This is a genomic window from Candidatus Ancaeobacter aquaticus, assembly GCA_030765405.1.
GTDB lineage: Bacteria > Auribacterota > Ancaeobacteria > Ancaeobacterales > Ancaeobacteraceae > Ancaeobacter > Ancaeobacter aquaticus.
The window spans coordinates 33,593-47,595 of record JAVCCP010000005.1 but is presented as its reverse complement, the minus strand read 5'-3'; the positions used below and the strand labels follow the sequence as shown (position 1 = coordinate 47,595).

Here is a 14,003-nt window from a genome sequence, read left to right as displayed (position 1 = left end):
TAATACTGTACTATTTCTGTACAAGTTTTTTTATTTGTTCAGTATTTAATTCTTTAACAATGATCTTATTTCTAAGGGGTTGAGAAGGTTATTGAAATATTTTTCTAAAGCGTATAGCCCCTAAAAAAAACACTGTGGAGCCAAGCACAATAAGACTCACCACTTCTTTCCACATCAGTAAAAGCGTATTGCCTTTCAAGAATATTCCATTTACTAAATCAAGATAATACTTAAGCGGTGAAAAATAAACTATAAATCTCATCCATCCCGGCATTGATTCAAGCGGTATCCATGCACCCGATAAAAACATTACCGGCACAAGGACTAATAATGAGAATAAGACTGTTTCGGAAAGATTATTTGATAACGTAGATATAAAGAGCCCCAAACCGGTAATTGAAAAGAAGTAAATGATCGATACCAGAAAATACGACCAAATATCACCCCGTATCGGTACTCCCACTACAGCTTTTAGAATTACAAACACTGCGATAAAAGATGTAATAAAAAGAACAACGATCATCGGAACGATCTTTGAGATCATTATCTCATGAGTCCTCAGCGGTGTAACCATAAGCTGTTCTATGGTTCCAAACTGTTTTTCGTTCACCATGGCTGTTGCGGTAAGCATGATCCCGATAAGTGTTATACACATAAAAAATTCCTGCATACAAAACGACCACCTATCCGATAAATTCTCATTATACATATAGCGTATAGACGAACTCACATACGGCACAATCTTTTTTGTCACACTCGACATCTTCCATTTAGTGACCAGTATATCCATACCGTATCCGTATATGATATTGCTGATATATCTCAGTGCAAGCTCGGACGAGTTACTGTTTGATCCGTCAAGAATCACCTGCATTTGGGCCGGTCTATACGACGCTATTTTCTTCCCAAAATTCTTTGGAAACACTATAACAACAGATACCGTACCCTTTTCAATAAGATCAGTTATTTCATCTTCATTGGTAATAATATGGGTTATATCAAAAAAAGGTTCACGAATTACAGTCAAAACATCCCGGCTTTGTTCTGAATCATCAAGATCATATACTGCAATGGGATAATCTTTCACATCCATTGATACTTCACCGGCAGAATATATGTCAAATGTCGCAAAATAGAGGACAATAACTAATAGCGGTATATTTCTGAAAAATTGCAGAAATTCTTTTTTCATCAATAAATACATCCTAAAAAACATATGTCAACCAACCCTTTTTTTAAAAAGCTTAATACAGAGAACATATATCCCGATACAAAAAATAATTATTGCAATAGTATCCAGCCTAACATATGCAAACGTTGCGCCCTTTACCATTATCTTTCGCATAAAATCAATGTAATATGTTGCCGGCAAACTGTAACACATCCACCTGCTATTTTGGCTGATACTCTGCACGGGAACCATAAAACCACTATAGAGAAATGACGGTGTTAATGTTACTACGGTTGTAATAAGTATTGCCGCAACCTGAGTACTTACCAGTACCGCAACAAGCAGACCTACCGCAATGGCTGTAGCAACAAAAAAGAATGAAACAATCAGTACGAGAACTATGCTGCCACGCATTGGCACATTGAATAAAAATATCGATAACACAAAAAACAGCGCAAAATTGATATATGAAATAACAACATAAGGGAACATTTTTCCAAGCAAATATTCCGTTTTTGTAATACGCGAACAATACATATTAAGTATCGATCCTGTTTCTTTTTCTTTTGCGAGAGACACTGCCCCGACCATAGGGGGAAAAAACATCAACACCATTGCAATGATCCCGGGAAGAATAAAATCTTCACTTCTAAACGACGGGTTATACCATCCGCTGACCATAACATCAATAGGCATATACACAGCGCCCTGAGATCCAAGTTTCTTCAAAAAATATTCTTGAAGCACCTGCATTCTAAATGCTGTTATGATAGCTTCAACGTATGCACTATTTATATTAGCCATATTCGGGTACGTACCATCAATGAGCACTTGCACTGTTACCGGCTTACTTCTTAAAATATCCTTTGAGAACCCTGATGGAACAACTATAATCTGTCTTAAATTACCTAGATCCATCTCTCTTTCAAGCGGGGCATAGGTGCTTCCAACCATTTTTATATTGAATAAATCCGTTGCACAGGAAAATGTATCGATGAGCATTCTGCTTTTCGCGCTTTTATCCAAATCAACAACACCTGTGGGGATATGCTTTGAACTTAGCGGAAACCCGTATGCAAAAAGAAAATATAAGATTATCGGCGCTAAAACTGTCAGCACAAAGAAAAGCTTGTTGCGCTTTATTTCAAGAAACTCTTTTTTAGCTACCGCATTAAATCGCCTCAATGAAAACATATACCCTCTATTAGACTGTTATTCCCGCGGTTTTTTGAGAGTGCTCGCAAAAATAAACGAACACATCTTCAAACGGAATACTTGAGCTGCGAATATCCTTAATCTCAATATTTTGTTTCAAAAGCATATCTTGTATCGATTTTCTGGCCTGCGTTTCGTCATGAGTATATAAATGCACATACGGTCCATATACAGAACAATAGGGAAACAATGGTTTTAGTATCTCTACCGATGCAAAAACATCATTTGTTTTAATCTGTAAAAGAGAACCAATCTGGCTATTAACTTTATCTTTTAATCCCTGTGAAGTTCCTAAAGCGACAATATTGCCGTGTGTCATGAGCGATAACCTATCGCAATGTTCAGCTTCATCCATATAATGCGTGGTAACAAGTATTGTTACGCCCATCTTTCTCGATAAATAATAGATAACATCCCAGAATTTTCTTCGCGCAATAGGATCAACGCCTGAAGTTGGCTCATCGAGAAAAATACATCTTGGCTTATGAATAATCGCGCATCCAAGCGCTAACCTTTGTTTAATACCCATAGGCAAACTTCCCGTAATGGTGTCTCCCTCACCTTCCAAGTCAGCAATTTGCAATATCAGATCTCTTCTTCTTTTCAATTCCCGCGACTCAACCCCGTATATCCCGCCGTATAACTCAATATTTTCCGCCACGGTCAAGTCTCTATAGAGAGAAAATTTCTGTGACATATATCCAATACTTTCTTTTATTTTGAATTGGTTCTTAAAGAGATCAAGACCAGAAATAATACCTTTACCGGAACTCGGCGGATACAAACCACAGAGCATTTTGATCGTTGTTGTTTTACCCGCGCCGTTTGGCCCTAAAAATCCGAATATTTCACCCTGCTTAACATTAAAGTCAATTCGATTTACCGCGACAAATTTACCAAACTTCTTTTCAAGCTTTTCGGCAACAATCATGTCAGTCTCTTGTTTGTTCTGGCAAGACACATTTACAGAATCATCTTTGCCTGATGAAAAGAACTCATCAAAAGCTTTTTCTTTAATACCGGTCTCTCCTTCTGTGATCTTTGAAAGAAATACATCTTCAATACCAGCCTTCCCTTCAGTGACAGATGCAAATACAACCCCGACACCACCGGCATGTTGCACGATTGATTCTATAGTGCAACCTTCATATATGATATTTAGCTTGTCCCCCATTGCATACATTACCTTTATTCCGGGGATATCTCTCATTTTCCGTAACGCTTCATGCTGATTAGCTACGGAAGCTTCGATAAACGATCCTTCAAGCTGTAATGGCAATGTGTCAGGCGTCCCTTCTGCAATTACTTTTCCACGATGCATGAGACATATCTGATGACATCGTGCGGCTTCATCCATATATGATGTTGTAAGAAACACGGTAAGACCTTTTTCTTTTACCATAGTATTTATCAGCGTCCAAATATCTCGTCGTGATATAGGGTCAACACCGGTCGTCGGCTCATCAAGAAATATTAGTTCTGGTTCGTGTATGAGTGTGCAGCATAAAGCGAGTTTTTGTTTCATGCCTCCGGAAAGGTTTTTTGCTTCACGATCTCGAAATGGGTCAAGCTGCGTGCTTTCTAAAAGTAATTTTTTTCTCTGGTCGCGGACGTCCTTCTGAACATGGTTAATCTCAGCAAAATAATCAATATTCTCCTCTATACTGAGCTCGGCTGCGAGCGACAAACCTAGCCCTTGAGGGAGAAAACCTATTACTGATTTAACACCTTCAGGATCACGAGAGACATTTTTACCAAGAACGGTAATTTCTCCCTCTTTTAACTGCAATACACCGGTAGCGGTATGAATGAGGGTGCTTTTTCCTGCACCGTCCGGACCAATAAGACCGAAAATTTGTCCTTGGCGTACGGTGAGAGAAACGTGTGATAAAGCATGAACATCTTTATAGCTCTTCGATACATTGTTAACATGAATAACAGAACTCATAAAAGCCTCCCACTGAAAGGGGCAAGAATAACCAGCATTCGTCATGAAACAACACTATTATTTCTTGTACACATCCCAGGAAACAGCTTTATCTATTTTTATTACCGCATCCGAAGGCATCCCTGGTTTTAACCGAGAATCAGTGTTATCTATCACTTTCAGTTTAATTTGAAACACTAATTTAGCTCGTTGGCTCTTGGTTTCTACATTCTTAGGGGTAAACTCAGCTTTTTGAGCAATCTTATTTACATACGCATCAAATGCTTCATCAGGGTAACTGTCAGGATATATTTTCGCTTGATCTCCAAGCGATACTTTTCCTGCCTTATCGGTTGCTAAAAATACTTTTAAATACAGTTCGTTCATATTGATAATCGATATAATGGGTGTTCCTTCAGCAATAACCTCACCTTTACGAACAATCTTTGTAACAACCGTACCAGATATTGGCGCAACAATCTTTAGATCCTTTAAGTCTGCCTGTCTTTTCTCAACTTCTTTTTGCGCCCCTATAACTGCTTCTTTTTTGAGGGTATATCTATTATTAACGTGATCAAATTCCATTTTTGGAACAGCATTCTCTTCATAGAGCTTTTTGTAGCGCTCATATTCCAACTCAGCAAGTTCAAGATTTGCTTGCGCTTCTTTTAATCGAGCTTCTGATCTCCCCAGCATAGCTTCACGCTGTTCGGAATATATCAATGCTACTATCTGACCTGCTTTTACTGTATCGCTTTCTTTTACGTACAATTCGTCAACTCTTCCGGCAACCTTTGTCGCCGCATGATATTCTTTACCTTCTATTCTTCCGCTCACCTCTACAAACTGACGTCCCAGCTTCTGACTCTGAAAATACATTCCGGTAAACACATATACTCCATATCCTATTAAAATGAGAAATATCGCGCACAGCACAATAGAGACAATATTCTTTGAATGCATCACTTACCTCTTTCTTATATATCTTATCAACATTATTTCTTATCTTTTATAGAAAGGTCCATATGTATAGATGAACCTGTCGCCCGTTCAAGCTTTGCTAATGCAACATTATATTCAAAAAACGCTTTATAATAATTAAAATTCGACTTACGAACTAACACGAGCGCATCATTAACCTCCGTAGATCTCGCAACACGTTCCTCATACCGCAAACTGGTAATACGATAATTTTCTTCCGCATATTCTATACCCTTTTCAGCTACCGAAAACTTATTTTTTGCCGCAAGCATATTAAGATGCGCTTGCCTTATATCAAGAAATATTTTTTGGCCGATAATTTTTTGATTTTCGATCAATTGCTCGATTTCCTCCTTATTTGCCATCACATGATCACGAGCCTTAAACCAGTCAAAAATATCCCATTTAAATATAACTGTTCCCATCAATATATTGTTGGTGAAAAAATCATCTCCTTTTAAAGCAACTGTTCTTCCATGTCGATAATAACTTAATCCGGCGTTTACCTTTGGGCGGGTAGGAGTTTTGGCAAGCTCCATTGCTTTTTCTGCACGTTTTTTTAAGAACGTAAAAGCAACTAGAGACGGATTATGTGTTTTCGCCTCTTCATAATATTCATCAATAGAAAAGTCCGGTTCTTTATATGTGGTAATATCTTCAAGCTCAAACTTTGAATCTATGTTAATTCCCATACTAACTTTTAATGCGGCATTAGCGAGAACAAGATCTTTTTCTGCAACAATCAAATCCTGCTGAACATTTGCTCTCTTGGCCTGCACTTCCAAAAGGTTGTTCTTTCCAACAACACCTACCTTGAAGTATTTTCTTGTCATATCTTCATGCTGCGTAAATCGCTCAACGTTTTCTGCAACAACTTTCACATAATTCTGTAATTTAAGCACATTGAAATAATTAATAATGACTTCTTGTATGAGATCGGCTTTCGCTTCATAAAACCTCATTCTCGTAACATCAATCCCGAATTTTGCGATACTCTCTTTATAAGCAAGCGCACCGCCGGTATAGATAGGCATTTTCACATGCGCGCCCCACATAAAAGATGTGGTATATGCTATTGGAGTGGTTACTCCATCAAAATCTCCATCAAGCCCCTTCTGAAACCAGGTAAAATTGTAGTCAGTACTTACAACCGGTAGCCGTTCTTTCGTTGATGCCGAGTGGATATACACTGATTGCTGTACTGCATGTATCATCTTATTGATGTTCGGATTATGCTGCAGAGCAATCTTTAGAGCATCATTGATCGTAAGAGGACCTTCATGAGAAATTCTCGGTGCATCAGGAAAATGCACATCACTTTTTATTAGTATCGTATCTGTTTTACCAATAGAGTATTTTTCTGCACCCCATACACAAGACTGGATAACTATAGTAACACTTAAAACTATAAAAATATAACAAACTGTTTTCTTCATGGTAACTACCTATTTTTATATAGTTTATTTTCTAAACATATGTGAGAAATAATACTACAACAATATATGCACGTATTCTACTTTATATCTTCCATAAACTCAATCAAATGTCCGTCGGGATCATACCCAAAACATACTTTTGTTCCGCCATGCGGAGCTTTCTTTGGTTTTGATATAAATGTAAGGCCACACTTTTTAAGACGTTTATATTCATTATCAAGATCAGAGCTGGTAAGCGCAATATGATCATATGTCACTCTCGGCCTAAATCTTGGATTATGCCAATAATGCAGCTCAAACATAGGCTCACTTTTTTTGGACTGCTCCGGAGAGTGCAACTTAGCGTACGTTAATCTTACTTTTTTTCTTTGGAAAAGATAATCTGGATAAAGCCCGCTAACGGTAACTTTCTTACACAAGGAAAAACCGAGTCTTTTTGTATAAAATTCTATCGACCGGTCAATGTCCTTAACAACAAGGCATACATGCCTAAAACCTTTTATCATATATTTCTTTCATGTAAGAAAACTAATCCTATGGGACTTAGAAGTAATAATATGACCAACTTGGCTGAGTCGATTTTGGAGCGAAACAAGGAACGAAGAGCGCCGCGTATCCCCTGCGATACGCAAACGATGAGTGACGCAGTTGCAGCCCAAAAGCGGCCAGCCCCTTCGGGGAGGCACATCGTTGGCCGTCTGCTTCGTTACTCCTCCTTGACGTGCCGCAGAAGGGCACGCCAGCGTCGACGCGCCTTGCATACGGCTCAAATCTGAGCCTCCAAATTTGTCATATTATTATTTCTCAGTCCCTTATAAGCCATGAGCCAAGAGACACAGCTTTTTTAACTTGTCTATCAGTTAATTTCTGATCGGAAGTAGCGCACACCTTACCAAAATACAGTGATTTAACAGTTTTTGAACCCACCATCTTTGCCGCTTCTTTAAGTAAATAGGGGGCATTTGGCATAAGTATCTTTGCAAGAAATGACGGACACGAGCTTGAAGTGATAATTAAAGACTTTTTATATTTTTTCTTTATCCTGCTTTTCGGTATTGCCGCGCCCCACGGCCAGTATGTATATCCTATCAATCTTTCAATACATTGTTTCATAAGTGCGGTAACAGTGGAAAAATTAACCGGCGATGCAAAAATAACGCTGTCTGCGCTATCTATCTCATCGCATATTTCGTTTAAATCGTCATCAATGATGCATCTGCCTCGTTCGTTCTCTGCTTCAGCCTGTGTGCATGTTCTGCAATTCCTGCAATACTCAAGGTGCCGATCTATCAGGTGTATTTTCTTCGCTTCAACTCCATTTTGGTCAGCTGCCTGCATGACATTATTAACGATCTGATCTGTAATGCCATCCTTCCGGTAACTACCTATTATTGCCACAATTTTTTTTCGCATAATATCTCCTCCATTTAAGCTATAAAATAATAAAAACTATACTACGTGCGCTAAGCTTTTAGGGCTCGGGGGAGAGTAAAGGTAAATGTCGTTCCTTTTCCCATTTCACTTGAAACCCATAGCTTCCCACTGTGGAGTTCTACAAGATCTTTTGCTATTGGAAGACCTAATCCCGTTCCTTCCTGATTATCTTTAATGATCCGCTCATATTTATCAAATATCTTATCGTAATATTCTTTAGGAATGCCGGGCCCCGTATCACTTATCTCAAATTTTAGCTCATCTTTACTGCCACTGGCCTTGATTTTTATAGTGCCGTCACAAGGAGTATATTTGATTGCGTTCGTAAAAATATTGATAATTATTTCTGTGAGTTTATCCCTGTCAGCACATACTTTCCCAATATCATCTTGCATATCAACATTGAGTATTAATTCTTTTTGAGCCATGGTGTTTTTATACAAAGACAGTATATCATCCAGCAGTTCTTTTACATCAATAGTCTCTTTCCGCAAAACTGCTTTACCGGACTCTATTTTTGATACATCCAATAAATCCTCCACCAATCGAAGCAAGCGATCAATTGATTTTTTACCAAGCTCTATCGTATGTTTCTCATCCTTGGTAATATGATCGGTAGAATCCATCATAAAATATTCCAGAGACATTCTCATCGCGGTAAGAGGATTAATAAACTCATGCGATACATTTGCAACAAACTGTGTCTTTACTTTATCAAGCTTCTCTAACCGCTTGTTTGCATCCTGCAACTGCTCAATTAATGCTTCTCTCTCTTTTTCAATGATCATACGTTTAGTAATGTTAAAGTTAAGCATATACATTACGTAGATACCGATACATCCGGCTAAAGCAATTTCAAGGAAAAGTTCCGGCCAGTTAACGGGCGTTACGGAAAAACCGAAAAGATAATGAGGAATATCAAACACTTCATTGCCAAGTTCTAGCAAACCAAGCGCAATAAAAAGCATTGCTATTCTATATATGAGCCGCTTGTTCATGTATCTTCACCCAAACCTTTCCTCACTGTGCCGACCTTTTCCTTAGCCGCAAACTCACCTATTCTATCAACTATTGCGGTATTTTATTATTTTTACTTTTTCTATTGTAACTAATCCTTCAAACACAACGTCATCAAGAAAAAGAATAAGCTTCTTGAGATTATCTTCAATATCAATTATCTCGATTATGATCGGCATATCTTCTGATAACCTGAGAAGTTTCGCAGAGTGCATATGACTATCCACGCCAAAACCCATTATACCTCGTGTTACTGTTGCACCCGCAAGCTTTAATTCCCGTGCCTTTAACACGATTTGTTCATAAAGCGGTTTTCCGTGATACTTATCATTTTCACCAATAAAAATCCTTAGTAGCGTTCCTTCTTCCGGTAGTTTCATATAATCACCTCTCTATTTTACAAAACTTAGAATACTGCGAATAAAAAAATAACCTGCAAACACAACTATAATCCCAAGAACATTACTTACAAGAATATTTATTAATGTTACTTTCATTTCACCGTCACGTAACAAATGAAAATTCTCTAAGGTAAATGTAGAAAATGTTGTAAATGCCCCAAGAAGACCGATCATGAGAAAGCTTCGCACATTGACTGAAACTGTCACCGATTCAAAAAATCCCCACAGAACACCAATACAAAGTGATCCTATAAGATTAACACCCAATGTTCCTAAAGGGAAAACACCATTTGAATATCTGTAGAATATTCCGGAGACAAGATACCGCAGAACTGAACCGACCGCTCCACCAAGTGCAATGTAGATAAGCTTATCCATAGATATGTTCCATACTATACTATTAAAATACATAGCAACGTCAGAAAAACACTTTTCGATATTCTACTACAGAGTACTAAAACAATAAAGTGGAGATTATTAGTTTTATTGGAATGCTTTTCTTGTTTTCAAACATACCCTTACCAACATAAGCATTACCGGTACTTCAATTAATACTCCAACAACCGTCGCAAGTGACGCTCCCGAAGATAATCCGAAAAGCATTGCTGCAGTAGCTATTGCTACCTCGAAGTGATTGCTTGCACCGATAAGCGCTGATGGTGCCGCATCTCTGTATGGCAGTTTTAACCATCGTGCAAGCGCATAGGTAATAATAAAAATAAAGCATGTCTGGATAAAAAGCGGTATGGCAATTATAAATATGACCTGTGGTTGGACAATAATCAATTCTCCTTTAAGTGAAAAGAGAAGAACAAGCGTAACGAGTAGTGCCCCTATCGATACAGGGGTAAGATAATGAATAAACTTTTCTTCAAACCATTTAAATCCTTTATGAGCAATAATCCATCTTCTAGAATAATATCCCATTAAAAGCGGCAGTCCGACATAAATAACAACAGATAGTAAAATGGTCTGCCATGGTATCGGCATTTTATTAACCCCTAATAGCCACCCGCCTAAAGGAGCATACAGAAAAAGCATTGCAAGAGAATTTATTGCCACCATAACAAGCGTATGCCCGTCATTTCCTTTTGATAAGTGCCCCCATATGAGCACCATTGCAGTGCACGGCGCAATACCGAGCAGTATACAACCGGAAATATATGATCTATAGAGCTCTACATCCGCACCACCCTTTACAATCTCTGTCCCCGGCAAAAACTTCTTAAAAAGCACACCCAGAAATAGAGTAGCTATGAAAAACATGCTAAACGGCTTAACTAACCAGTTAATAAATAAAGTGAGCATTACCGGCTTGGGAGTTTTTCCTGCTTTGATAACTTCGCCAAAATCAATCTTTACCATGATTGGATACATCATAAAGAAAAGACATATTGCAATTGGTATCGATACCTTATAAAAGGACAGAGCATCTAATGAAACTGCGGCTCCAGGAAAGAACTTTCCGAGCCCAATACCTAACCCAATACACACTATCACCCACAGAGTTAGATATTTTTCAAAAATACTTAATTGGCGCTCTTCATGTACTACAATTGCCATGCTTATTCCTAGATCTTCAATTCCACTAGATTTCTCGGACTCAGCCTGTGAGTTTTACAGTCTCAGTGTATAGCAGGGGGATAATTCGTCTATAGTAACTTCGCATAGTTTTACTTGCGACTTTATCAGTCTCACTATTCTGATCTCTCAGTAATTTCAATAAGATGGAAGCCAAACTGTGTTCTAACCGGACCGTGTACTTTTCCTATATCTTCAGTAAATACCACTTCATCAAATTCTCTTACCATCTGCCCAGGTGAAAATTCTCCGAGGTCTCCGCCTTTTCGTCCTGAAGGACACGTTGAATACATACGCGCCATTTCAGCAAAATCAGCTCCGTTTAAAATATTGTTTTTTATATTTTCGCACTCATATCTACTCTTAACCAAAATGTGTCGTGCCTTTGCAGTTGTCGCAAAAGCAACAGATGCTTGCATGCCAACAATAACCAGAAAAACCACTGCTGCTTTAATAATACTGTTTTTCATATATGTTTCTTTCAATGTACCCCCCCCCTAGATTTTCTCGGACTTCGCCTCCAAAATCGTAAAACAGGGGGGATAGTTTCCCCTTCGGGGACCAAATCCTTGGAAACTTTACATAGTTTCCTAAGGGCGACTATGGTGAATTCGCATAGTTTTACTTGCGACTTCACCAGTCTCACTATTCGTTTCTCTCTGTAATTTCAATAAGATGATACCCGAACTGTGTTTTTATCGGACCGTGCACTTTATCAACGTCTTCAGAAAACACCACTTCATCAAACTGCCTCACCATCTGACCTGGTGAAAATTCTCCGAGATCTCCACCTTTTTGCCCTGATGGACACTGTGAATGTTTACGCGCCATTTCAGCAAAATCAGATCCACTTAAAATCTCGTTTTTTATATTGCTACACTCTTCTTCATTCTTAACTAAAATATGTCGTGCTTTTGCTGTTACCATATATTCCTCCCATCATTATTTATTATCTGCTCTTTGCGAACGACCCATTCTTTTTCGATCAATCTCATTTAAATATAATTTTCTGAGCCGTATATGTTTTCCTGTTATTTCAACTAATTCATCGTCGTCTATAAACTCTAACGCAAACTCAAGTGTCATTTGACGTGGAGGTATAAGCTGTATAGCTTCATCAGTCCCTACCGCACGAACATTCGTCAGTTTTTTTCCTTTGATCGCATTCACCACAAGATCTCTACCCTTATTATGCACACCGATAATCATTCCTTCATACATCATATCTCCGTGATGAATAAATATTTCCCCCCGTTCCTGCAGATTAAACAGAGCATACGCTACCGCTCCCCCTACAGTATGTGATATCATAACTCCAGTTTGGCGTGATGGAAGATCTCCTTTATAGGGCTGATACTCAAAGAAATTCTGATACATAACACCCGTACCGCGTGTCATCATAAGAAAATCACTGCGAAAACCGATAAGTGCCCGCGCCGCAATAATAAACTCCATATGGCTGGTACCGCTCGAAGTTGTTTTAAGCTCTTTTATTTCAGCTTTACGCGATCCTAAGGTCTGCATCACTGCCCCTTGATATTCGCTATCGACTTCAACAACCACTTCTTCGACCGGTTCAAGTGTTTTTCCCCCTACTTTCTTTAAAATAACCTGTGGACGTGACACTTCCATCTCATATCCTTCACGGCGCATGGTCTCAATCAATATAGCAAGATGCAATTCACCGCGTCCGGAAACCTTAAACCGTTCCCCACCCATTACTTCTTCAACTTTAATACCGACATTGATCATCGCTTCATGCTCGAGCCGTTCACGTATATGGCGAGATGTCAGAAATCTTCCTCCATCTCTCCCTGCAAGAGGGCTCGTATTATGTGAAAAATTCATTGATATTGTCGGTTCATCGATCTTTATTGTCGGCAACGCCTTCGGGTTAATGCTACAAGCAAGAGTATCACCAACTTCAGCATCATCTATTCCAGCAATCGAGATAATATCTCCCGCTATCGCTTCTTCAGTCTCTACACGTGCAAGCCCAACATACTTCATGATCTTCGTTGCCTTACCACGAGACACATTACCGTCAGGTTTGACTAATGAAACCTGTTCTCCCAAACGTATCGTACCATGAAAAATTCGCCCGATCGCTATCCGGCCGACATATGAATCGTAGTCAAGCATTGTTATCAGCATCTGAAACGGCTGTTCAGGATCAGCTATCGGTGGAAGTACCCTATGAAGAATTGTTTCTAAAAGCGGTTTTACTGAATCACACGGCTCATCAAGATCAAGTGTCGCATACCCGTCTTTTCCTGAAGCATAGACAATAGGAAAATCAAGCTGTTCATCTGATGCATTGAGCTCACAAAAAAGATCAAAGGTCATATCAGCTACTTCGTCCGGTCGCGCACTGGGACGATCGATCTTGTTTATGACAAGAATTGGTTTTAAATGTAACTCTAAAGATTTTTTCAGCACAAATTTTGTCTGCGGCATAGGCCCTTCAACAGCATCAACAAGGAGGAGAACTCCGTCAACCATCTTGAGTATACGTTCAACCTCACTACCAAAATCAGCGTGTCCGGGCGTATCAACAATGTTGCACTGTACACCTTTAAACTGAAATGAAGCATTTTTAGATAAAATAGTGATACCACGCTCTTTTTCAAGGGGATTTGAATCCATGACAGTCGCTTCGCCTTCCTTAAACTCATACGTACCCGTATATTTAAGGAGCGCGTCGACAAGCGTTGTTTTCCCATGATCAACATGCGCAATTATCGCTAAATTTCTAACATTTTTTCTTCTTTTTTGATTTGACATAATATCTCACATCTTTCTTTTGAGCGAGCATTATACATGAAATTACCTTATTTACG

Annotated in this window: 14 protein-coding genes; all 14 read right to left on the bottom strand. The window is 38.8% G+C overall.

Translation table 11 applies throughout. The features are described from left to right. Positions 1-88 precede the first annotated feature (88 nt). Positions 89-1,192 carry an ABC transporter permease gene (locus P9M13_00510; GenBank protein MDP8261767.1) on the bottom strand — a complete coding sequence of 368 codons (1,104 nt, stop codon included), beginning with the start codon at positions 1,190-1,192 and terminating at the stop codon, positions 89-91. Between the two features lie 27 nt (positions 1,193-1,219). After that, the gene (locus tag P9M13_00505; GenBank protein MDP8261766.1) at positions 1,220-2,365 is read right to left on the bottom strand and encodes an ABC transporter permease; all 1,146 of its coding nucleotides are present in this window, start codon (positions 2,363-2,365) and stop codon (positions 1,220-1,222) included. 10 nt (positions 2,366-2,375) lie between these two features. Further along, positions 2,376-4,334 (bottom strand): ATP-binding cassette domain-containing protein, encoded by a 1,959-nt coding sequence (locus tag P9M13_00500; GenBank protein ID MDP8261765.1) that lies wholly within the window; start codon positions 4,332-4,334, stop codon positions 2,376-2,378. A gap of 57 nt (positions 4,335-4,391) precedes the next feature. Further along, on the bottom strand, positions 4,392-5,276 hold the full coding sequence (locus tag P9M13_00495) for an efflux RND transporter periplasmic adaptor subunit (GenBank protein MDP8261764.1): 885 nt from the start codon (positions 5,274-5,276) through the stop codon (positions 4,392-4,394). 32 nt (positions 5,277-5,308) lie between these two features. After that, positions 5,309-6,730 (bottom strand): TolC family protein, encoded by a 1,422-nt coding sequence (locus P9M13_00490; GenBank protein ID MDP8261763.1) that lies wholly within the window; start codon positions 6,728-6,730, stop codon positions 5,309-5,311. A gap of 77 nt (positions 6,731-6,807) precedes the next feature. After that, positions 6,808-7,236, bottom strand: a complete 429-nt coding sequence (locus P9M13_00485; GenBank protein ID MDP8261762.1) for a VOC family protein — start codon at positions 7,234-7,236, stop codon at positions 6,808-6,810. Positions 7,237-7,534: 298 nt separating this feature from the next. Continuing rightward, complete coding sequence (locus P9M13_00480) at positions 7,535-8,143, bottom strand: flavodoxin family protein (GenBank protein MDP8261761.1); 609 nt, start codon at positions 8,141-8,143, stop codon at positions 7,535-7,537. Between the two features lie 50 nt (positions 8,144-8,193). Beyond that, positions 8,194-9,162, bottom strand: a complete 969-nt coding sequence (locus P9M13_00475; protein MDP8261760.1) for a HAMP domain-containing sensor histidine kinase — start codon at positions 9,160-9,162, stop codon at positions 8,194-8,196. Positions 9,163-9,228: 66 nt separating this feature from the next. Continuing rightward, positions 9,229-9,561, bottom strand: a complete 333-nt coding sequence (locus P9M13_00470; protein MDP8261759.1) for a DUF190 domain-containing protein — start codon at positions 9,559-9,561, stop codon at positions 9,229-9,231. A gap of 12 nt (positions 9,562-9,573) precedes the next feature. Beyond that, positions 9,574-9,960, bottom strand: coding sequence for a fluoride efflux transporter CrcB (gene crcB / locus P9M13_00465; protein ID MDP8261758.1), 387 nt, complete (start codon positions 9,958-9,960; stop codon positions 9,574-9,576). A 105-nt stretch (positions 9,961-10,065) separates the two neighbouring features. Beyond that, positions 10,066-11,145 (bottom strand): ACR3 family arsenite efflux transporter, encoded by a 1,080-nt coding sequence (arsB, locus tag P9M13_00460; protein ID MDP8261757.1) that lies wholly within the window; start codon positions 11,143-11,145, stop codon positions 10,066-10,068. Between the two features lie 134 nt (positions 11,146-11,279). Beyond that, complete coding sequence (locus tag P9M13_00455) at positions 11,280-11,648, bottom strand: peptidylprolyl isomerase (protein MDP8261756.1); 369 nt, start codon at positions 11,646-11,648, stop codon at positions 11,280-11,282. Between the two features lie 160 nt (positions 11,649-11,808). Further along, complete coding sequence (locus tag P9M13_00450) at positions 11,809-12,090, bottom strand: peptidylprolyl isomerase (GenBank protein ID MDP8261755.1); 282 nt, start codon at positions 12,088-12,090, stop codon at positions 11,809-11,811. 15 nt (positions 12,091-12,105) lie between these two features. Beyond that, the gene (gene typA, locus P9M13_00445; GenBank protein MDP8261754.1) at positions 12,106-13,947 is read right to left on the bottom strand and encodes a translational GTPase TypA; all 1,842 of its coding nucleotides are present in this window, start codon (positions 13,945-13,947) and stop codon (positions 12,106-12,108) included. Positions 13,948-14,003 lie beyond the last annotated feature (56 nt).